This window comes from Dorea sp. OM07-5 (genome assembly GCF_003481355.1).
Classification (GTDB): Bacteria; Bacillota; Clostridia; order Lachnospirales; family Lachnospiraceae; genus Dorea_D; species Dorea_D hominis.
Map to the genome: position 1 here is coordinate 306,855 of NZ_QUKZ01000001.1, position 20,633 is coordinate 327,487.

Sequence of the window (20,633 nt, forward strand, 5' to 3'; positions counted from 1 at the left end):
TGTAACATGATTGCAGAGAAGATGAAAGGAATGGTAGCAAACAGTTCTGCCATTCGTGCGATGTTCGAAGAAGGTAACAGACTGGCAGAGATATACGGGGCAGAGAACGTTTTTGATTTCAGCCTTGGCAATCCGAATGTGCCGGCTCCGGAAGCAGTAAAAAAAGCGATTATCGAGCTTGTAAGTGAGAGTGATCCGATCGTACTGCATGGCTACACAAACAGCAACAGCGGTTATGCAGATGTAAGAGAGACAATTGCAAATTCGCTGAATGAGAGATTCGGAACTTCTTTTGAAGGAAAGAATATCATCATGACAGTAGGGGCAGCAGGTGGCTTAAATGTTATTTTGAAGACACTGTTAAATCCGAGAGATGAAGTAATTGCATTTGCACCATATTTCGGAGAATACCGTTCTTATACGAACAACTTTGACGGAGTACTGGTTGAAATTTCACCAGATAAAGAGACGTTCCAGCCGAAGCTTGATGAGTTCGAGCAGAAGATCACAGCAAAAACAAAAGCAGTCATTGTGAACACACCGAACAACCCGACAGGTGTTGTATATTCAGAAGATACAATTAAAAAAATGGCAGCGATCATGGAAGCAAAACAGAAAGAATTCGGAACAGAGATTTATCTGATTTCTGACGAACCATATCGTGAACTTGCATACGATGGAGTGGAAGTGCCATATCTGACGAAGTATTATGACAATACGATCGTAGGATATTCTTATAGTAAGTCGTTATCACTTCCTGGAGAACGCATTGGATATCTTGTGATTCCAGACGAAGTAACAGATAGTGAAACGGTATTGTCAGCAGCTAATGTAGCAAACCGTATTCTCGGATTTGTAAATGCACCGACATTGCAGCAGAAAGTCGTTGTAAAATGCATTAACGAGAAGACAGATCTGTCTTTCTATGACAGAAACAGAGAGACTTTATACAATGGACTTCTGGAGTGCGGATTTGAGTGTATCAAACCACAGGGAGCATTTTATCTGTTTGTAAAATCCCCAATTGCAGATGAGAAGGAATTTTGCAGCATTGCGAAGAAATACAATCTGCTCCTCGTTCCGGGAAGCTCTTTCGCATGCCCTGGATATGTAAGACTTGCATACTGTGTATCTTATGAAACAATTGTAAATTCTCTTCCGAAGTTCAAAGAGCTTGCAAAAGAGATGAAATGTATCTAGGCAGTTGTTAATGATGTACAGATAAAGGAGAGTCTATGTATTCATTTGAAGAGAATATAAGGAAAGTAGAACCGTATGTTCCGGGAGAACAGCCGACCGGAAAAGTAATTAAATTAAATACAAACGAGAATCCGTATCCGCCGGCAAAAGGTGTGACAGAAGCGCTGGAGTCTATGAATACGGATCTTCTCCGCAAATACCCGGATCCGACAGCAGATATTCTTGTGAAAGAACTGGCAGATTTTTATAATGTCGGAGAGGAACAGGTATTTGTAGGAGTGGGATCGGATGATGTGTTATCCATGTGTTTCCTGACATTTTTTAATTCGGATAAGCCAATCTTTTTCCCGGATATCACGTATTCATTTTATGAAGTATGGGCGAACCTGTACCGCATCCCATATACGTGCAAGGAGCTGGATAAGAATTTTGAGATTGTTCCGGAAGATTATTACGGAGAAAATGGAGGCGTGATCTTTCCGAATCCGAATGCGCCGACCGGGCTTTATCAGGAACTTGATAAAGTGGAAGATATTATCCGACACAATCCGGATGTGATTGTAATTGTAGATGAGGCATATGTTGATTTTGCAGGAGAGTCAGCACTTTCATTGATTGACAAGTACGATAATCTGATCGTTGTGCAGACCTTTTCGAAAGCAAGATCCATGGCAGGCATGCGGATCGGATATGCGATCAGTAATCCGCATCTGATCAAATGCCTGAATGATGTAAAGTATTCATTTAACTCTTATACGATGAACCAGACATCACTGGTCTGCGGTGTCGAAGCTGTAAAAGACCGTGCACATTTTGAAGAAACGGTGCATAAAATTATCGAGACAAGAGAATGGGCAAAAGAAGAGCTGGCAAAACTTGGATTTGAGTTCCTTGATTCCAAGGCGAACTTTATCTTTGCAAAACATCCCGAATACGATGCAAAAGAACTTTTTGAAGCAATGAAAAAAGAGAATATCTATGTGCGTTTCTGGGGAAGCAGACGGATCGAGCAGTACATGCGGATTACAATAGGAACAAAAGAAGAGATGGAAACAATGTTTTCATTTCTTAAGAGATATATGAATAAATAGGAGAAGAATATGACAGAAACTTTAGTGCAGGGCCTGATACATGCCCTTAGAGGAAGCATGGGAAAAGAAGCAATCGTCTTTATCATTTCCATGATTCCGATCGTAGAACTTCGTGGTGCATTACTTGTTGCAGGACCAATTCTCGGTGTGCCGGTAGCAGAAGCAATTCCGCTTTCAATTATTGGAAATATCGTGCCGGTGCCTTTTATTCTGCTTCTGATCACACCGATCTTTGCATGGATGAAAGGAACGAAGAAGCTGAAACCACTGGTGGAAAAGCTGGAAACAAGAGCAATGAGCAAAAAAGACCAGATCGAGAAATATGAGTTCTGGGGACTTGTACTGTTTGTTGGTATTCCACTTCCGGGAACCGGAGCGTGGACAGGATCTCTGATCGCAGCGCTTCTGGGAATAAAATTTAAAAAAGCGTTTCCGGCAATCATGCTTGGAATCTGTATAGCAACTGTCATTATGTGGTTTGTTTCTTATGTCCTGCTTGGCGGCGTGCATTTGCTTGGATAGAGAAAAGAAGAAAAACGGGAGAGACTATTATGGATAAGATTTATGACGTAACAGCGATGGGCGAGATGCTGATCGATTTTACGAAAAACGGAGAGAGTGAACAGGGAAACGGTCTGTTTGAAGCATGTCCGGGCGGAGCGCCATGCAATGTTCTTGCAATGCTGAACAAGCTTGGCAGAAAGACTGCTTTTATTGGAAAAGTTGGAAATGACCAGTTTGGAAGACTTTTAAAAGATACGATCGATGCGATCGGGATTGAGACAAAAGGTCTGATCCTGGATGAAGAGATTAAGACAACACTTGCCTTTGTTCATACATTTCCGGACGGAGACAGGGAATTCTCTTTTTATCGTAAACCAGGTGCAGATATGATGCTGGAAGAAAAAGAAGTTGATGAAGAATTGATTCGCGGATCAAAAGTATTTCATTTCGGTACATTGTCCATGACAGATGAGCCGGTTCGCACAGCGACAAAGAAAGCGCTCGAGACTGCAAAAGAAGCAGGATGTCTGATCACATTTGATCCGAATTTACGACCACCGTTATGGAAATCTCTGGATGAGGCAAAAGAGATGATGGAATATGGATTTACACAGTGTGATGTGTTAAAAATATCTGATAATGAGATCCAGTTTGTATCCGGAAAAGAAGACTATGATGAGGGAATTCAGTATTTACAGGATAAATATCACATTCCACTCATTTTCCTGACAATGGGAAAAGACGGAAGCCGTGCATATTACAAAGATATGCGTGTAGAAAAAGCGGGTTATCCGGTGAAAGCGATAGAGACAACCGGAGCGGGAGATACATTCTGCGGATGTGCGATCAATGGTGTGTTAAAATATGGAATCGATAATCTCACAGAAGAAAATCTGGAGGAAATCCTTCAGTACGCGAATGCCGGCGCAGCGCTTATTACATTAAAAAAAGGAGCTATCCGTTCCATGCCGGAACCGGAACAGATAGAAGAGATGATAAAAAATGGCAGTCAGAATTAATAAAGAACTTCCGTCACCGGCGGAATTAAAAAAAGAATATCCATTGTCGGATAAATTAAAAAGCATTAAAGAAAAAAGAGATGAGATGATCAAGGATGTATTTGCCGGTAAATCCGATAAATTCCTTGTAATTGTCGGACCGTGCTCCGCGGATAATGAAGATGCGGTATGCGAATATGTAAACCGTCTTGCGAGAGTTAATGAAGAGGTCGAAGATCGTTTGATCCTGATCCCGCGTATTTATACAAATAAACCGAGGACAACCGGGGAAGGATACAAAGGAATGCTGCATCAGCCAGATCCGGAGAAAGCACCGGATCTGTACGCCGGAATCCTTTCCATCCGTAAGATGCATTTAAGAGCAATGGAAGAGACAGGGCTTACAGCGGCAGATGAGATGCTCTACCCGGAGAACAGAAGTTATCTGGATGATATTTTATCTTATGAGGCGATCGGTGCAAGATCTGTGGAAAATCAGCAGCATAGATTAACAGCAAGTGGAATGGACATCCCGGTAGGAATGAAGAATCCGACCAGCGGAAATCTCGAGGTTATGCTAAATTCCATTGTTGCAGCACAGAAAGGACATCGTTATATTTATCGCGGAATGGATGTGTCTACAAGCGGTAATCCTTATGCACATGCGATTCTGCGTGGTGGTGTAGATAAATACGGAACCTGTATTCCGAACTATCATTACGAAGACTGCATCCGCTTATATGACTTGTACCAGAAAAAAGATCTGGAGAATCCGGCAATTATTGTAGATGCCAACCATTCAAATTCGAATAAGAAATTCAAAGAGCAGATCCGTATTACAAGCGAAATTCTGCACAGCAGAAGATACAATCCGGCTCTCAAAGATATGATAAAGGGTGTTATGATTGAGAGCTATCTGGAAGAAGGAAGACAGGATATCTGTGATCATATGACTTACGGAAAATCAATTACAGATCCGTGTCTTGGATGGGACGATACAAGAGATCTGATTCTGAAGATAGCAGAAGAATGTTAATAGGAAAATAAAAAATACGTATACTAAAATCTCGGTTTTGGTATACGTATTATTGTATTTTTAAGTGGGAAGTTGCTTCCCAGGACTCTAAGAGTTCCAAGTAATGTAACAACTCCTTTTTCGATTGGAGTGACAGCTTACGGTATCTTGTAAGCAGGAGCGCTTCGGTCTGCGAAGTGTGCGGCTCATCAAAAGTGGTAATTTCAACAGGGGAATCATCAAGCAGATAATCTACACTGACATGGAACAAATCTGCCATAACATTCAGTTTGTCATGGGAAGGTTCTCGGCTTTTTGTTTCATATCCGGCAACAGTAGAACGTGCAACATTTAAAGCGGCGGCAAGCTGAGCCTGTGTCATGTGATTTTGTCCGCGTAAAGCTTTTAATTTTTCAGCGAATGATGCCATAATACGTTACCGCCTTTCTGGATGATGTTAGGGTGATGCCAGACGAATTGTTCCGTACTTCGTACTTTCACAATTCTACCCAATATTCGCATATCGTGAAGCTTACGCTCCGCTTTTATGCTCATATCGGGGCGGGTCACTAAGCCATAAAACCACTCACGTGCAAGCACGTCGTGGCTTTAGGCTATTGACCCTGGCATTTATATACATTGTAACAATTGTTTCGATAAAGAACATAGAATGTGCCGATACTCAACAATAAGCAGAACAAAAGTTCCGAAACGCGACACAAATGAGACATGAAAGGAAAAAATCAGCTGGCATCATAAATTTATTATATGGAAAGGAAGCGATATTATGCGTCAGGAAAGATTTAAGATGGAAAGAGAAGGACTGGTTGAAGAAGGTCAGGAGGTTGTGATCAGCGAAAGAAGCGCCGTGACCGGTCAGTATACTTATCTGGTAGAGCCGTCAGTTGCAATGTCCGGCATTTACCGTACAAGAGAGCGTATCATGTCCCGAAAAGGGATTATCAAAGAAATCGAGAAGACAGAGAGAGGCTTTTATCTTGTAGTGGAGATGGAGGAATAAAGTTATTTACACAGGGACAGACAAGAAATTTCACCGGATGATAATTCCCCAAAATAAAAAATCTCCATTATGACTAAGAAAATTCAATAGAGGGAACATTATTTTGGAAAAGACACAAGGCGCTTGCCATTGACACCCGATTGGAAAAAACTTATAATTTGTATAAAACATATTAGTATTATACGGAAGGACGAAGATAGATGTTTATAGCAAAGAATGATGAAGAACAAAGAAGCAGAATCTGGAGGGCAGTCGTACTGGTTTCAACCGCGCTGATCATCCTGATTGCAATCTTCCTGCTGACGAAGATGTTCACTTCCAATCCGGTAGAAGGAAACTGGAAGGATGAGAATGGAAGAATGGATCTGAGTATCCATGGCAGCGGTTCGGCAGATGTGACGCTGTTAGATTTCCAGGAGCAGGACAAAGTAGAAGTGCCTTTAGCTTATTCGATTGATAAGGATGCGAAGACGATTACATTTTCCTATGATGACGCGAAGTTAAAAAGCGTAGCTGATAAGTCTAAGGGTGCATATAGCGAAAATGATCTGGAGACAGCTCTTGAATCGCTGGCATCGACTTACACGTACAGTGTTGACCGGGAATGTCTGACACTTACGGAGAGCGAATATGGCGATCAGATGGTATTAGATAAGGAATAATTAAGATCCCTCTATTTTTCCTGTTCAAAGAAACGGGTGATAGAGGGTTTTTCCGACATTTAGAGAGAAAAGAAACAGAATAATTGCGGTTAAGGAGAGAAATTATGACAAGAGAACGTACGAAAGTAGTACAGATTGGAAATGTGAAGATTGGTGGAGGAAATCCGATTGCAATTCAGTCTATGACGAATACGAAGACAGAAGATGTAGATGCAACGGTTGCACAGATCCATGCGCTGGAGAAAGCAGGATGTGAGATTATTCGTTGCGCTGTGCCGACGATAGAAGCGGCGGAAGCACTTGGAAAAATCAAGAAGCAGATTCATATTCCATTGGTGGCGGACATTCATTTTGATTACCGGTTGGCGATTGCTGCGATTGAGAATGGCGCAGATAAGATCCGTATCAATCCGGGAAATATCGGGGATGCATCCCGCGTGCAGGCAGTGGTAGATAAGGCAAAAGAACATGGCATCCCAATCCGTGTCGGGGTAAACAGCGGTTCTCTGGAGAAGAATCTGGTAGAGAAATACGGTGGCGTTACAGCTGAAGGCCTGGTTGAGAGTGCCATGGATAAAGTACATATGATTGAAGAGATGGGCTATGACAATCTGGTTGTCAGCATCAAATCTTCCGATGTACTGATGTGTGTGAAAGCGCATGAGCTGATCGCTGACCAGTGTAAATATCCATTACATGTAGGTATTACAGAGTCCGGTACTTTACTTGCCGGAAATATTAAGTCATCCATTGGGCTCGGTCTGATCCTGCATCAGGGAATCGGAGATACGATCCGTGTATCACTGACCGGAGATCCGACAGAAGAGATCAAGTCTGCAAAATTAATTTTAAAGACACTCGGACTTCGTAAAGGTGGAATCGAAGTTGTGTCTTGTCCGACCTGCGGAAGAACGAAGATCGATCTCATAGGTCTTGCAAATCAGGTAGAGCAGATGGTAGCTGATATTCCGCTTGATATCAAAGTTGCGGTGATGGGCTGTGTCGTAAACGGACCGGGAGAAGCAAAAGAAGCAGATATAGGAATCGCCGGAGGAATCGGAGAAGGACTTCTGATCAAGAAGGGCGAGATTGTGAAGAAAGTAAAAGAAGATGAGTTGTTAGAAACATTAAGATGGGAGCTTTTACACTGGAATGAATAAAAAATTTTTTGAAGTATTTCCAACATTAAAGGTAAAAGATGATATGCGTCTGTTATTACAGGACGTAGAAGTTAGCAAAGTCACGACGAATTCTAATCGTGACTTTGTCCGTATTCATATAGAAAGTGCACATTTGCTTCAGAAGAAGATGATCTACCGTGTGGAATCTATGGTAAAGGAGCAGTTATTCGGAAAAAACAGACTCCAGATAGAGGTAAAAGAGCAGTATCATTTATCGGCACAGTATACGCCGGAGAATCTGCTTAACGAGTATCTGGACAGTATTCTGGAAGAACTGGGGACGGAGAGTGTCGTAGAGCGCAGCATGATGCAGAGCGCTACGTGGTCTTTTGATACGGAAAATGTACTGAGACTCCAGCTTACAGATACAATTGTTGCAAAGGGCAAGAAAGAGCATCTCGTACATTATCTGGAGCGGATATTTGCAGAGCGTTTTTGCTGTCCGATTGAAGTACACGTTACATATAAGAAAGCAAAAGACAGCAAATTAAAATATAATGACCAGAAGATTCAGCAGGAAGTAGAAGCAATTCTGGAACACACAGCGGCAGTGAGAGAAGAAAATGCCGGTCAGGAAGCGGAAGCTTCAGACGAAGATAAGAAAAAAGAAACGAAAAAAGAGGAAAAGAAAGCAGCAGCGGTGCAAAAGTCTGCATCAAAACCAATGACTGGTGGAAAGGGTAAGAAATTTTCCGGAAACTTTGGTAAAAAAGAGCGGTTTTCTCCATTTAAGCGGAATCCGGACGATCCGAATCTGCTCTATGGACGTGATTTTGATGATGATCCGATCGAGTTATCCACAGTTGTAGGTGAAATGGGTGAGATTACCTTCCGTGGCAAAGTCATTGAATTTGATACCCGTGAGATCCGTAATGAGAAGACAATTGTCATGTTCGCAGTGACAGATTTTACCGATACGATCATGGTTAAGATGTTTGTAAGAAATGAGCAGCTCCCAGATGTATTAGGTGATATCAAGAAAGGCGCTTTTCTGAAAATCAAGGGTGTAACAACGATCGATAAATTTGACGGAGAACTGACAATCGGTTCGGTAACCGGAATCCGCAAGATCAGTGATTTCACAGAATCCAGAATGGATACTGCGCCGGAGAAACGTGTGGAGCTTCACTGCCATACAAAGATGAGCGATATGGACGGTGTCTCTGAAGTAGTTGATATTCTGAAGCGTGCCCATGAATGGGGACACAAGGCGATCGCAATCACAGACCATGGTGTGGTACAGGCATTCCCAATTGCCAATCATTTTATTGAAGGATTGGATAAAGACGATCCATTTAAGGTGATTTACGGAGTGGAAGGTTATCTGGTTGATGACCTGCAGGATGTCGCAGTGAATGAAAAAGGGCAGAGCCTGAATGACACATATGTAGTATTCGACCTTGAGACGACCGGGTTCAGCTCAATCAAGGACAAGATTATCGAGATTGGTGCTGTAAAGGTGGAAAATGGAGTGATTACTGACAAATTCAGTACATTTGTCAATCCGAAAGTGCCGATTCCGTTTGAAATTACGAACCTGACGGGCATTACCGATGACATGGTTATGGAAGCGCCGGATATCGAGACGATCCTGCCTCAGTTTCTCGAATTTGTCGGAGATGCGGTACTGGTGGCACACAATGCAAGCTTTGATGTAAGCTTTATTGAACAGAATTGCAGATATCAGGACATCACACCGGATTTTACATCGGTAGACACGGTAGCGATGGCGAGAATCTTACTGCCGACTTTATCGAAGTTTAAGTTGAATGTTGTGGCGAATGCACTGCACATTTCTCTGGAAAATCATCACCGCGCTGTTGATGATGCGGGAGCGACGGCAGAGATTTTCGTAAAATTTGTGGAAATGCTGCGCGCCAGAAATATTAAGACGTTGACGAAATTAAACCAGTTTGGAGCGCAGAATAAGGATGCGATCAGGAAATTACCGTCCTATCATGTAATTATTCTTGCAAAGAACCAGACCGGTCGTGTGAATCTTTACAAACTGGTGTCGGAGTCACATCTGGACTTTTATGCGAGACGCCCGCGTATTCCGAAGAGTGAGTTGTCAAAATACAGAGAAGGCTTGATTGTAGGAAGCGCCTGCGAAGCGGGAGAGCTGTATCAGGCGATCTTAAATGATAAGTCTGAACAGCGGATTTCCAGAATTGTCAACTTCTATGATTATCTGGAAGTACAGCCGCTTGGAAACAACGAATTCATGATCGACAGCCCGAAGATTACGAAGGTAAACAGTGAGGAAGATTTGCGTGAGATCAACCGGAAGATTATTGCGTTAGGTGAAAAGTTCAATAAGCCGGTTGTGGCAACCTGTGATGTGCACTTTCTGAATCCGGAAGATGAAGTGTACCGCCGGATCATTATGGCGGGTAAGGGATTCCCGGATGCGGATAACCAGCCGCCGCTGTATCTGCACACAACGGATGAGATGTTAGAAGAATTTGAATACCTCGGTTCTGCGAAAGCAAGAGAAATCGTAATAGAGAATCCGAACCGGATTGCCGATATGATCGAACGGATTTCCCCGGTGCGTCCGGATAAGTGTCCGCCGGTTATCCCGGATTCGGATAAGACGTTGCGTGAGATCTGTTATAATAAAGCGCACTCCATGTATGGAGAGGAACTTCCACCGGTTGTTACGGAACGTCTGGAGAGAGAGCTGAACTCTATTATTTCCAACGGATTCGCTGTTATGTATATTATCGCACAGAAGCTGGTATGGAAATCAAATGAGGACGGCTATCTGGTAGGTTCCCGTGGATCCGTAGGATCTTCTTTCGTTGCTACGATGGCGGGAATCACGGAAGTTAATCCGCTGAGCCCGCATTATTACTGCCCGAATTGTCATTACAGTGATTTTGATTCGGATGAAGTGCGTGCGTATGCCGGAGGCTGTGGATGGGATATGCCGGATAAGAACTGCCCGGAATGTGGCACACCGTTGATCAAAGATGGTTTTGACATTCCATTTGAGACTTTCCTTGGATTCAAAGGAAATAAAGAGCCGGATATTGACCTGAACTTCTCCGGTGACTACCAGAGTAATGCGCATAAATATACAGAAGTTATTTTTGGAGCAGGTCAGACTTACCGTGCCGGAACGATCGGTACGCTGGCAGATAAGACAGCGTTCGGTTATGTGAAGAATTATTATGAAGAGCGCGGACAGGGTAAGAGAACCTGTGAGATCAATCGTATTGTAGGTGGATGTACCGGTATCCGCAGAAGTACCGGACAGCATCCGGGTGGTATTATCGTACTTCCACTGGGTGAGGATATTAACTCGTTCACTCCGGTGCAGCATCCGGCAAATGATATGACAACAGATATTATCACAACACATTTTGATTACCATTCCATCGATCACAACTTATTGAAGCTGGATATTCTCGGACATGATGATCCGACAATGATCAAGACGCTGGAGGAATATATCAGCTCACCGGCGATGGACAATGAATACAATGAAACGGATCACAAATTTGTAGCGACGGATATTCCGCTGGATGATCCGGACGTAATGTCACTCTTCCACGATACATCGGCGCTTGGAATCGCACCGGATGATATCGGAGGCTGTCCGGTTGGTTGCCTTGGTATTCCGGAGTTTGGAACGGATTTCGTTATCCAGATGGTTGTCGATACGAAACCAAAGACGTTATCGGATCTGATTCGTATCTCCGGTCTGTCTCACGGAACGGATGTATGGCTGAATAATGCGCAGGATCTTATCAAGAGTGGCAAGGCAACGATTTCCACAGCAATCTGTACGCGAGATGATATTATGACGTATCTGATCAATAAAGGACTGGACAGTGAGGAATCCTTTACGATTATGGAACGTGTGCGAAAGGGAACAGTAGCAAAGGGAAAATGTAAGGAGTGGCCGGACTTTAAGAAAGATATGATCGACCATGATGTACCGGACTGGTATATCGGTTCCTGCGAGAAGATCAAATATATGTTCCCGAAAGCCCATGCGGCTGCATATGTCATGATGGCATACAGAATTGCTTATTGTAAAGTTAATTATCCGCTGGCATATTATGGCGCTTATTTTGGAATCCGTGCTAATGCATTTTCTTATGAAAAAATGTGTCAGGGTAAGGAAAAGCTGCAATATTATATCAATGACTATACAAGAAGATCTTCCTCGCTTACGAATAAAGAGCAGGATGAGATGAAGGATATGCACATCGTGCAGGAAATGTATGCGAGAGGATTTGAATTTATGCCAATCGATATTTATAAAGCGAAAGCGACAAAGTTCCAGATCATTGACGGAAAACTGATGCCGCCGTTCTCTACGATTGATGGAATGGGAGATAAGGCTGCAGAGGCAGTAGAAGTTGCCGCAAAAGATGGTCCATATCTGTCCAGGGATGATTTCAGACAGCGTACAAAAGCAAGTAAGACGGTTATTGATACGATGAATGATCTTGGATTGTTTGGAGAACTGCCGGAATCCAACCAGTTATCATTGTTTGATTTTTAAACGGATATTTTAAATCATCATTACAGAAATATAATGAAAAGAAAGTAAAAAAGATAAAGGAGTCAGTAAGACATGGAAAGTAAGAAACGGTACAAAGGAATTATATGTATTATCATGTCAGCTTTTTGTTTTGCATTGATGAGTTTCTTTGTACGAATGGCAGGAGATCTACCACCGATACAAAAAAGTTTCTTTAGAAATTTTGTGGCGGCCATTTTTGCCGGCATTATATTAATGAAGAATGGAGTACCATTTCACTGTAAAAAAGAAAATTTAGGCTATATGCTTGGAAGATCCATCTGTGGAACGATTGGAATCCTCTGTAATTTCTATGCAGTAGATCATCTAGTGCTGGCAGATGCATCGATGTTAAATAAGATGTCTCCATTTTTTGCAGTAATCTTCAGCTACTTTCTGTTAAAAGAAAAGATTACGGTGCCACAGGGATTATTTGTAATCGGTGCGTTTGTGGGAAGTTTATTTGTGATCAAACCGACATTCAGCAATATGGATCTGCTCCCTTCCCTGATCGGACTGTGTGGAGGAATCGGTGCAGGAGCGGCATATACGATGGTAAGAAAACTTGGAGAGCGGGGAGAAAAAGGACCGTTTATTGTATTTTTCTTCTCTACCTTTTCCTGTGTAGTGACGTTGCCATGGCTGCTTTTTGACTATCATCCGATGAGTCTTGCACAGATCGGGATTCTGCTGTTTGCAGGATTGTCGGCGGCAGGAGGCCAGTTCTCTATTACAGCAGCATATTGCTATGCTCCGGCGAGAGAGATCTCTGTTTATGATTATTCACAGATTATCTTCTCGGCAGGACTTGGATTTTTCTTCTTCGAACAGATTCCGGATCTGTTAAGCTGGATCGGCTATGCAGTCATCTGTCTGATGGCAGTAGCAATGTTTTTATATAACAATCGCAGAACGGAGTAAAAGATATGAGACAGTCACAGATTACACAGTGGTGTCAGGCGATCATAGAATCGCAGGCAGTAAAAGAAGGCCTGTATATCGATGCAACAATGGGAAAAGGTGGAGATACCGCCTTCTTATGCAGACTTGCAGGTGAAAATGGACATGTTCTTGCATTTGATGTGCAGGAAGAAGCGCTCCATCTTACAAAAGAGCGTCTTACAAAAGAAGAACTTGCAGACCGGGCAGAGCTTTGTCTGTGCGGACATGAGCATATGGCAGAATATGCAGGAGAAGAGACTGTGGATGTGATCTGCTTTAATTTTGGATATCTGCCGGGTGGAGATCATAAGGTTGCAACCCATGCTGAAACCAGTATGCAGGCAATCCTGCAAGGATTGAAACTTTTGAAGCATGGAGGGATGATGAGTCTCTGCATATACAGTGGCGGCGATACCGGTTTTGAAGAAAAAGATGCAATTCTGAATCTGCTGCGTACACTGCCGTCAAGAGAATATACAGTGATCGCAAATGAGTATTATAATAGAAAAAATAATCCGCCGATGCCAGTGTTTATTTTTAAATCATGATATACGAGTAGAATTGTGGAAGTGTGAAGTATGGAGCAATTCGTATGGCATAATAATATACAGGAAGAAGGGAGTTCACAAGATGAGAAGAACAGACAGAGAAGTCACAGACAGAGAAAAACAGATGGAAATCCTGCATGTATGTAAAGTAGCAAGAATTGGAATCCAGGATGGAAAGGGCGTATATGTAGTGCCTGTAAACTTTGGGCTTGTAATAGAAACAGATAAATTGACAATGTATGTGCATGGAGCAAAAGAAGGCAAGAAACTGGACTTAATAAAAGAAAATCCATATGTTGGATTTGAGATGGACTGCAAGGATGAACTCGTTGAAGGAAAAGTTGCATGCCAGTACAGCTACTATTATGCAAGTATTATCGGCAGTGGCAAGGCATCTGTCGTAGAAGATCAGGAAGAAAAATGCAAGGCTCTGGCGGCGATCATGAAACATCAGACCGGTAAAGAGTTCAAAGACTTCAGTGAGAATCCGAAGCTTGCAGATGCAGTTGGAGTTTTCAAAATCGAAGTGGATGAATATACATGCAAGCAGCATGCATAAAAAGGTGTCTGTAAAGTGCCTTTTGTTCAATTAATGCTTTAAACTACGAAAGTAATGTGCTATACTATAACAAGTGGCAGGCGTAAAGGTTTTGCGCCTGTTTTCGTAATATTGGGGAGAAGAATCCCGGTAGCATGAAGGAGGATGTAACATGATTTGGGCAAAGGAAGAAACCCTGCCAAGAGCTGAGATTGAGAAGATCCAGCTGGAGCGGTTAAAAGAGACCGTACATTATATTTATGAAAAAGTAGAACCATACCGTGAGAAGATGGATGCAGCAGGTGTGAAACCGGAAGACATTCAGACGCTGGATGATCTGAAGAAGCTGCCATTTACATATAAAGCAGATTTCAGAGATCACTATCCAACAGGACTGTTTGCAGTAGATAAGAAAGAACTGGTACGTTTCCATGCAAGTTCCGGAACAACCGGTAAACCGACCGTTGTAGGATATACAAGAAAGGATCTGGATACATGGCTAAATAACGTGGCACGAATCGCCTGTATGGGCGGTGCGACACCAGACGATATCGCACAGAATGCATTTGGATATGGAACATTTACCGGAGCGCTCGGACTGCAGGGTGGATTGGAGAAGATCGGAGCAGCAGTCATCCCGATGTCATCCGGTAATACAAAGAAGCAGATTATGTTTATGCAGGATGTTGGAACAACACTTCTGATCGCAACACCATCTTATGCATTGCATCTTGGAGAAGAGATTCGTGCAAGAGGACTGGATCCGGAGAAGGATCTGCATGTCCATATCGGTCTGTTCGGCGGTGAGGGCATGACAGAACCTATGCGTGATGAGATGCACAAAGTATGGGGGGAGAATTTCCTCTGCACACAGAATTATGGTATGAGTGAATTATGTGGACCAGGTGTTGCAGGTGAGTGTGAACAGCTCTGCGGTATGCATATTAATGAAGACTGGTTTATCCCTGAGATCATTGATCCGAAGACAGAAGAAGTACTCCCACCGGGAGAAAAAGGAGAACTGGTTGTAACTTGTCTCGGAAAAGAAGCGCTTCCGCTTGTCCGTTACAGAACCGGTGACCTGACCAGATTATTTTACGAACCATGTAAATGTGGAAGAACTACAGTGCGCATGGAGAATTTATCCGGTCGCGCAGATGATATGCTTGTTATCCGTGGTGTCAATGTATTCCCGACACAGATTGAAGAAGTGATGTTACAGATTCCGGAGATCGGACCACATTATGAGATCGTAGTAGAGAGAAAGAACCGTCTGGATGTTATGACGATTACTGTAGAATTAGTAGATGACAGATTGCTTGACAGCTACAGCAAGTTAAGCGAACTGGAGCAGAGAATCAAAAAGGGATTAAAAGCACAGCTTGGACTTGCGACACAGATCAAACTGGTTGCGCCACATTCTCTGAAACGATTCGAAGGAAAAGCAAAACGAGTAACAGATTTACGAAAGGATGGACTGTAAAATGGCAGAAAATAAAAAAGTAATTATGCTCGGCAATGAAGCGATTGCCAGGGGAGCATATGAAGCGGGAGTGAAAGTTTCCGCAGCATATCCGGGAACACCGAGTACAGAGATCAGTGAGAATCTGGTAAAATATAAGGATTCTCTGTACTGTGAGTGGTCACCGAATGAGAAAGTTGCAACGGAGGTTGCAATCGGAGCCTCCGTTGCAGGTGTCCGTGCAATGTCCTGTATGAAGCACGTTGGATTTAACGTGGCGGCAGATCCGGCTTATACTGTTTCCTATATGGGAGTTAACGGCGGACTGGTTATTGTTGTCGCAGACGATCCGGGACTTTACAGTTCCCAGAATGAGCAGGATACAAGAATGGTAGCGCGTGCAGCACAGCTTCCGGTACTGGAGCCTTCTGACAGTTCAGAAGCAAAAGAATTTATGAAAATGGCTTTTGATTTAAGTGAGAAATATGACAGACCATTTGTATTCCGTACAACAACAAGACTCGCACATTCACAGGGACTGGTAGAGTTATGTGATCCGGTAGAAGTGCCGGACAAACCGTATGTAAAAGATATCCGCAAGACGGTTATGATGCCGGGCAATGCGAAGCTTCGCCATGTCGAGATTGAAAAACGCAATATGGAACTCGCTGAAGTTGCAAATACACTTCCAATCAACCAGGTAGAAATGAACGATACGAAGATCGGTGTGATCACAAGTGGTATCCCGTATCAGTATGTAAGAGAAGCAATGCCGGATGCATCTGTTCTGAAACTGGGAATGGTGAATCCGCTTCCGAGAAAACTGATTGAAGATTTCGCTTCCAAAGTAGAGAAGTTATATATCGTAGAAGAGCTTGATCCGGTGATCGAAGAACAGGTAAAATCCTGGGGAATCAAAGCAACAGGTAAAGAGATCTTCACTGTTCAGGGCGAATACAGTGCCAATATGATCCGTGAAGCAATTCTCGGAGAGAAGCTGGATCTGAAACAGCCGGCGCAGGCACCGGGAAGACCGCCAATCTTATGTCCGGGATGTCCACACAGAAGTGTGTACTATGTACTGAATAAATTGAAAATGCATGCGGCAGGAGATATCGGATGTTATACATTAGGAGCCGTTGCACCGTTAAGTGTAGTAGATACAACAATCTGTATGGGCGCAAGTATTTCCAGCTTACATGGTATGGAGAAAGCAAAAGGTAAAGAATATATCAAAAACTGGGTAGCTGTTATTGGTGATTCTACATTCCTTCATACAGGAGTTAATTCCCTGATGAATATGATGTACAATAAAGCAACAGGAACGGTTATGATTCTTGATAACTCTACAACCGGTATGACCGGACATCAAGATCACGCTGCAACCGGTAAGACACTGCAGGGAGATCCGACTTATGCAATCGATATTCCGGCACTTTGTCGTGCAATCGGTGTGAAGAATGTAATTGAAGTCAATGCATTTGACATTGAAAAATTGGAACAGGTTGTCAAAGAAGAAGTTGCGAAAGATGAAGTTTCCGTTATCATTACAAAGACACCTTGCGTACTGCTCAGCAAGAAGAAAAAACCATTATACGTGGCACACGCAGACAAATGTAAGAAGTGTGGAATGTGTATGAAACCGGGATGTCCTGCAATGACAAAGAATGAGGACGGAACGGTTCATATTGATGATACAATGTGTACCGGATGCGGACTGTGTGATAGCTTATGTAAATTCGGAGCAATAGAATTAGTAAAGGAAGGTGAGAAATAATGGCAGTAAAGAATATTATGATCGTCGGAGTCGGCGGACAGGGAACCCTTCTCACCAGCAGAATCCTTGGCGGACTGGCAATTGCAGGAGGTTATGATGTTAAATTATCCGAGGTACACGGAATGGCACAGCGTGGAGGAAGCGTTGTAACATTTGTCCGTTACGGAGATAAAGTAGCAGAGCCGATCGTGGAAGAAGGACAGGCAGATGTGATCATCGCATTTGAGCGTCTGGAAGCACTGCGCTATGCACATTTCCTCAAAAAAGATGGTGCACTGATCGTCAATGATTGGCGAATCGATCCGATGCCGGTTGTGATCGGAGCAGCTGAATATCCGGAGAATATTCTGGAGAATCTGAAAAAAGATTACCGTGTCTATGCAGTGGATGCTACAGAGGAATCTAAGAAACTTGGCAATCCAAGAGTATTTAACTTAATTGTACTCGGAATTGCAGCACAGCACATGGATTTTTCCAAAGAGCTCTGGTATGATGTGATAGAGAAGACGGTACCGCCGAAAACAATTGAGATTAACAAAAAAGCCTTTGACGTAGGCTATCAGTTATAGGAGGTGTCTTATGATCAGACAGGTATCAGTATTTGTAGAGAATAAACCGGGAAGTCTTATGGATGTAACTTCCAGACTGACAGAAGCAGGAGTGAATATCCGTGCAGTGGCAACATTTGACACACCGGAATTTGGAATTTTGCGAATGGTTGTAGATAAGCCGGATGAAGCAAAAGAATATCTGACAAAACTTGGGTATGTTGTGCGTATCCATGAAGTCATGGGAGTCGCACTGGAAGACAAGAAAGGCAACTTAAATCAGATGCTTGCAATTCTTGCAAAAGGTGAGCTGAACATCAATTATATTTATTCGTTTATTATCCGGGATGGCAAAGAACCGGTTATGGTGTTTAATACAGATGATTTTGCGAAAGCAGAGAAAGTATTAAAAGAAGCAGAGGTTAAGATTGTAGAAGAAGCCGATTTATAATACAAAGGTATTTTACAAGTACGAAGGAGGAGAGTTAACACGACATGGCAGCAGTATCATTAGAAAACTGGAAAGAACAGATCAGAGATCCGAAAATCGAGTGCATGAGCAGAGATGAGATGACAGCACTTCAGAGTGAAAGACTGATAAAACAGGTTGAAAACGTATATGAGCATGTTTCATTTTATCGTAAGAAGATGGATGAGATGGGAGTTTTGCCGGGAGATATCAAAGGAATCGAGGACATTAATAAGCTTCCATTTACAACAAAAGAAGATCTGAGAAATAATTATCCGTTCGGTCTGCTTGCAGTTCCGCAGGATAAGATCGTCAGAGTGCAGGGAACGTCCGGAACAACCGGAAAGCTTACACTTGCATCTTATACACAGAAAGACGTAGACGTCTGGGGTGAATGTGTGGCAAGAGGTCTTACGATGGCTGGACTTACCGCAGAAGACAGACTTCATATCTGTTATGGATACGGACTTTTTACCGGAGGTATGGGACTGGATTTCGGAGCAAGAAAATTAGGCGCTATGGCGATCCCGATGTCAGCAGGTAATACAAAGAGACAGCTCATGTGTATGGAGGATTTCGGAGCAACTGCATTTGCATGTACACCGTCTTATGCATTATATCTTGCAGAAGCAGCAAGAGAAGCAGGAGTTGTGGATCGTTTACAATTAAAGGTCGGAATCAACGGAGCTGAGCCTTGGACAGAAGAGATGCGTCACAAGATCGAAGAACTGCTGAATGTCAACTGTTTTGATATTTATGGATTATGTGAAATCACAGGACCAGGTGTTGCGTTAGAATGTATCCATCATAATGGTATGCATGTTTATGAAGATTACTTCTATCCGGAAGTACTGAATCCGGCAGATAATTCTGCATGTGCAGACGGAGAGACAGGAGAACTTGTATTTACAACACTTGCAAAAGAAGGTATGCCATTACTCCGTTACCGTACAAAAGACCTTACAAGCATTGATCACAGCACTTGTGCATGTGGAAGAACACTTCCTAGAATCCAGAAGTTCAAAGGACGTACCGATGACATGAAAGTTATCCGTGGTGTTAACGTATTTCCGACACAGGTTGAGACCGCGCTTCTGTCCATTGGTGGCGGTGTAGCTCCACACTATATTCTGATCGTAGACCGCGAGAATAATCTGGACGTTCTTACAGTTATGGTAGAAGTAGATGAGAAATACTTCTCTGATGAGATTCGTAAATTGGACGAACTAAAAGCAAAAGTCGGTGCAGTCTTAAAACAGGCACTGGGCGTTGCAGTCAGAGTTAAACTGGTTGAGCCAAAGACCATCCAGAGAAGTGAAGGAAAAGCAAAACGTGTCATTGACAACAGAGAGATGTAAAAGGAGGGGACAATATGGGAATCAGTAATACAATCCAGCAGTTATCAGTATTTCTGGAAAACCGCGAAGGACGTATGGACGAAGTGCTACGTGTCCTTGCAGAAAATGATGTCAATATCGTTGCACTGAGTCTTGCAGATACATCCGATTATGGTATGCTTCGTATGATCACATCGGATCCGCACAAAGGACGTGCAGCTTTAAAAGAAGCAGGAATCACAGCAATGCTTACAGATGTTGTGGCGCTTCGTGTACCGCACGAGACAGGATCACTTGCAAAAGCGATGCACCAGATCGTGGAAGGAGAAGTCAACATCGAATATATGTATGCGTTCGCAAATGGTGTGGATGCGGCAGCAGTATTAAAGAGTGACGATCCGGGACGCGTGATCGATATTCTGAAAGGCAGTGGATTCGACGTATACAGCGCAGATGAAGCTTACCACGCAACTGACAGTTAAGGAGTCGTTGATTATGGAAAATGATTTAGTAAAGATCTATACAGCGTATGATCATATCCAGGCAGAGATGGCAGTTGGTGCGCTGGAGAATCAGCAGATTCCGGCACTCAGAAAAGAACTTGGAAATGCCGGTCTTCTGAATATTTACGGAACCAACTCCATGAGCGGGGAAGAGATCTATGTACCGAAAGAGAGCAAAGAGAAAGCAAGAGAAGTTCTGATTGCGATAGGATTTTTAGAAGAGGAATAAAAGAAAATGGAGGGATGTCTTACGGCAGGACCTCCATTTTCGCGTGTGACAGAGACATTGGAGAAAGAAAA

General features: G+C 43.0%; 20 protein-coding genes. 19 read left to right on the top strand and 1 reads right to left on the bottom strand.

Annotation, left to right across the window (positions count from 1 at the left end):
* Positions 1 to 6: 6 nt before the first annotated feature.
* From DXC04_RS01515 to DXC04_RS01535, 5 genes are read left to right on the top strand one after another with little or no spacing between them, the layout of a single operon-like run.
* Positions 7 to 1,200, top strand: a complete 1,194-nt coding sequence (locus DXC04_RS01515) for a pyridoxal phosphate-dependent aminotransferase (RefSeq protein ID WP_118659635.1) — start codon at positions 7 to 9, stop codon at positions 1,198 to 1,200.
* Between the two features lie 35 nt (positions 1,201 to 1,235).
* Complete coding sequence (hisC, locus tag DXC04_RS01520; RefSeq protein WP_021860802.1) at positions 1,236 to 2,291, top strand: histidinol-phosphate transaminase; 1,056 nt, start codon at positions 1,236 to 1,238, stop codon at positions 2,289 to 2,291.
* A 9-nt stretch (positions 2,292 to 2,300) separates the two neighbouring features.
* On the top strand, positions 2,301 to 2,813 hold the full coding sequence (locus DXC04_RS01525; protein WP_118659637.1) for a COG2426 family protein: 513 nt from the start codon (positions 2,301 to 2,303) through the stop codon (positions 2,811 to 2,813).
* A 29-nt stretch (positions 2,814 to 2,842) separates the two neighbouring features.
* A complete protein-coding gene (locus DXC04_RS01530; RefSeq protein WP_117536747.1) occupies positions 2,843 to 3,814 on the top strand; it encodes a carbohydrate kinase family protein in 972 nt (323 codons plus the stop codon).
* Entirely contained in the window at positions 3,798 to 4,829 is a 1,032-nt protein-coding gene (locus tag DXC04_RS01535) for a 3-deoxy-7-phosphoheptulonate synthase (protein ID WP_021860799.1), read from the top strand. Before DXC04_RS01530 ends, DXC04_RS01535 begins: the two co-directional genes overlap by 17 nt.
* 49 nt (positions 4,830 to 4,878) lie before the next feature.
* On the opposite strand, the gene DXC04_RS01540 is transcribed toward DXC04_RS01535, so the two are convergent.
* A complete protein-coding gene (locus DXC04_RS01540; RefSeq protein WP_021860798.1) occupies positions 4,879 to 5,238 on the bottom strand; it encodes a helix-turn-helix domain-containing protein in 360 nt (119 codons plus the stop codon).
* A gap of 357 nt (positions 5,239 to 5,595) precedes the next feature.
* On the opposite strand from DXC04_RS01540, the gene DXC04_RS01545 reads away from it, so the two are divergent.
* The 14 genes from DXC04_RS01545 to DXC04_RS01610 all read left to right on the top strand — a co-directional run bounded on the left by DXC04_RS01545 (position 5,596) and on the right by DXC04_RS01610 (position 20,562).
* The gene (locus DXC04_RS01545) at positions 5,596 to 5,829 is read left to right on the top strand and encodes a hypothetical protein (RefSeq protein ID WP_021860797.1); all 234 of its coding nucleotides are present in this window, start codon (positions 5,596 to 5,598) and stop codon (positions 5,827 to 5,829) included.
* 200 nt (positions 5,830 to 6,029) lie between these two features.
* Positions 6,030 to 6,491, top strand: a complete 462-nt coding sequence (locus tag DXC04_RS01550; RefSeq protein ID WP_117536743.1) for a hypothetical protein — start codon at positions 6,030 to 6,032, stop codon at positions 6,489 to 6,491.
* Between the two features lie 104 nt (positions 6,492 to 6,595).
* Positions 6,596 to 7,651 (top strand): flavodoxin-dependent (E)-4-hydroxy-3-methylbut-2-enyl-diphosphate synthase, encoded by a 1,056-nt coding sequence (gene ispG, locus DXC04_RS01555; RefSeq protein WP_021860795.1) that lies wholly within the window; start codon positions 6,596 to 6,598, stop codon positions 7,649 to 7,651.
* Positions 7,644 to 12,191 carry a PolC-type DNA polymerase III gene (locus DXC04_RS01560; protein WP_118659639.1) on the top strand — a complete coding sequence of 1,516 codons (4,548 nt, stop codon included), beginning with the start codon at positions 7,644 to 7,646 and terminating at the stop codon, positions 12,189 to 12,191. The genes ispG and DXC04_RS01560 overlap by 8 nt, the downstream gene beginning before the upstream one ends.
* Positions 12,192 to 12,263: 72 nt before the next feature.
* The gene (locus DXC04_RS01565) at positions 12,264 to 13,130 is read left to right on the top strand and encodes a DMT family transporter (protein ID WP_117536741.1); all 867 of its coding nucleotides are present in this window, start codon (positions 12,264 to 12,266) and stop codon (positions 13,128 to 13,130) included.
* A 5-nt stretch (positions 13,131 to 13,135) separates the two neighbouring features.
* The gene (locus tag DXC04_RS01570) at positions 13,136 to 13,699 is read left to right on the top strand and encodes a tRNA (mnm(5)s(2)U34)-methyltransferase (protein ID WP_021860792.1); all 564 of its coding nucleotides are present in this window, start codon (positions 13,136 to 13,138) and stop codon (positions 13,697 to 13,699) included.
* An 82-nt stretch (positions 13,700 to 13,781) separates the two neighbouring features.
* Positions 13,782 to 14,258, top strand: a complete 477-nt coding sequence (locus DXC04_RS01575) for a pyridoxamine 5'-phosphate oxidase family protein (RefSeq protein ID WP_117536740.1) — start codon at positions 13,782 to 13,784, stop codon at positions 14,256 to 14,258.
* Positions 14,259 to 14,409: 151 nt separating this feature from the next.
* A complete protein-coding gene (locus DXC04_RS01580) occupies positions 14,410 to 15,720 on the top strand; it encodes a phenylacetate--CoA ligase family protein (protein WP_021860790.1) in 1,311 nt (436 codons plus the stop codon).
* 1 nt (position 15,721) lies between these two features.
* Entirely contained in the window at positions 15,722 to 17,476 is a 1,755-nt protein-coding gene (gene iorA, locus DXC04_RS01585; RefSeq protein WP_118659641.1) for an indolepyruvate ferredoxin oxidoreductase subunit alpha, read from the top strand.
* Positions 17,476 to 18,045 (top strand): indolepyruvate oxidoreductase subunit beta, encoded by a 570-nt coding sequence (locus DXC04_RS01590; protein ID WP_117536739.1) that lies wholly within the window; start codon positions 17,476 to 17,478, stop codon positions 18,043 to 18,045. Before iorA ends, DXC04_RS01590 begins: the two co-directional genes overlap by 1 nt.
* 10 nt (positions 18,046 to 18,055) lie before the next feature.
* Complete coding sequence (locus DXC04_RS01595; protein ID WP_021860787.1) at positions 18,056 to 18,475, top strand: ACT domain-containing protein; 420 nt, start codon at positions 18,056 to 18,058, stop codon at positions 18,473 to 18,475.
* A gap of 44 nt (positions 18,476 to 18,519) precedes the next feature.
* Complete coding sequence (locus DXC04_RS01600; RefSeq protein ID WP_117536738.1) at positions 18,520 to 19,851, top strand: phenylacetate--CoA ligase family protein; 1,332 nt, start codon at positions 18,520 to 18,522, stop codon at positions 19,849 to 19,851.
* 14 nt (positions 19,852 to 19,865) lie between these two features.
* Positions 19,866 to 20,312: a hypothetical protein gene (locus DXC04_RS01605; protein WP_021860785.1), complete on the top strand. Its 447-nt coding sequence runs from the start codon at positions 19,866 to 19,868 to the stop codon at positions 20,310 to 20,312.
* A gap of 13 nt (positions 20,313 to 20,325) precedes the next feature.
* Positions 20,326 to 20,562, top strand: a complete 237-nt coding sequence (locus tag DXC04_RS01610) for a putative signal transducing protein (protein ID WP_021860784.1) — start codon at positions 20,326 to 20,328, stop codon at positions 20,560 to 20,562.
* Positions 20,563 to 20,633: the final 71 nt, after the last annotated feature.